Origin of the sequence: Micromonospora sp. D75 (genome assembly GCF_018070405.1) — a bacterium.
In the GTDB taxonomy this organism is placed as follows: domain Bacteria; phylum Actinomycetota; class Actinomycetes; order Mycobacteriales; family Micromonosporaceae; genus Micromonospora; species Micromonospora chalcea.
Window position 1 is genome coordinate 1 of the sequence record NZ_JAGPXV010000987.1, and the last position, 1,330, is coordinate 1,330.

The following is a 1,330-nucleotide window of genomic DNA, read 5'->3' on the forward strand; positions in this document are numbered from 1 at the left end:
GCGTGAGGTGCGCGGTCTCGTCCTGGACCACGGCGGCCGGCTCACCCGCGATCACGGCGAGGAGCTGCCGGGCGGCGTGCGCGCCGTACGCCGGGATGTCCCGGCCCAGCGCGGTCAGCGGCGGGTGCACCAGCCGGCAGAGCGGCGAGTCGTCCCAGGCCACGATGGACAGGTCGCCGGGGACGGCCAGGCCCATCTCCTGGGCCACCGAGAGCCCGGCGATCGCCATCACGTCGTTGTCGTAGATCACCGCGGTGGGGCGTGCGGCGGAGCTGAGCAGCCGGCGGGTCGCCCGCGCGCCCTCCTCGCCGGTGTAGTCGGACCAGACCGTCTGCGCCTCCTCCAGCCCGAGCCGCCGGCACACGCCGGTGAACGCCTCGGTGCGGATCTCGGTGTGCAGCAGCGAGGGCAGCCCGCCGACCCGGGCGATGCGCCGGTGGCCGAGCGCGACCAGGTACTCCACCGTCTCGACCAGCGCCGCCGCGTCGTCGGCCCAGACGCTCGCGAGGCCGCCGGTGTGGCCGGGGCCGCCGATCACCACCGCCGGCAGTTGCAGCTCCTCCAGCGCCGGCACCCGCCGGTCGTCGGTGCGCAGGTCGCAGACGAGCACGCCGTCGACCCGGCGCTCGGCCCACCACCGCCGGTAGACCGCGATCTCGGCGTCCTGGTCGCTGACCACCTGGAGTGTGAGCGCGTACGAGCGGGCCGACAGCTCGGCCTCGACGCCGCTGATCAGCTCCATGAAGAACGGCTCGATGCCGAGTATCCGGGCGGGGCGGCACAGCGCCAGCCCGACCGCCTTGGCGGTCGCCCCGGACAACGCGCGGGCGGCGCTGCTGGGCCGGAACCCGATCTCGGCGGCGATCGCGAGGATGCGCTGGCGGGTCGCCTCGGAGACGCCGGGCTGGCCGTTGAGCGCGTACGACACCGCGCCCTTGGAGACCCCGGCGCGCCGGGCGACGTCGGCGATGGTCGGCCGCTTCACCGGAGCGTTCCTCCACTGTGTCCGGCCCTCGCGGGCGCTTCCGGTCGCCGGATCACCGGCGTCTGGTGACGCTACTGCACGCGGTGCCGGGTCCGGGTGCCGCGGGCGGCATCGGTGGACCGCTTCCGGCGGCAGTCGCTTGTGCGGTTCAGCTTAGAGCGCGGACCCGACGAGACCGCCCGCAGCGTGGTCGTGAGCGGCGGCGAGGTTACCGGATCGGCACATCGGTAACCGGCCGTTGACAGTCGTGAATGGGAACCGTACGGTGGCGTCACTTATCCGGTTCAGTCAACGTCTCTCGATATTCGGGAGCGTTCCCATTTCGGCGCGGAGGATGAGATGAGA

General features: G+C 73.3%; 1 protein-coding gene. It reads right to left on the minus strand.

The window, feature by feature from the left end:
* Window positions 1-985: LacI family DNA-binding transcriptional regulator (locus KBX39_RS31345; RefSeq protein ID WP_210874025.1), on the minus strand; the 985-nt coding region annotated here is incomplete at its 3' end.
* Window positions 986-1,330: the final 345 nt, after the last annotated feature.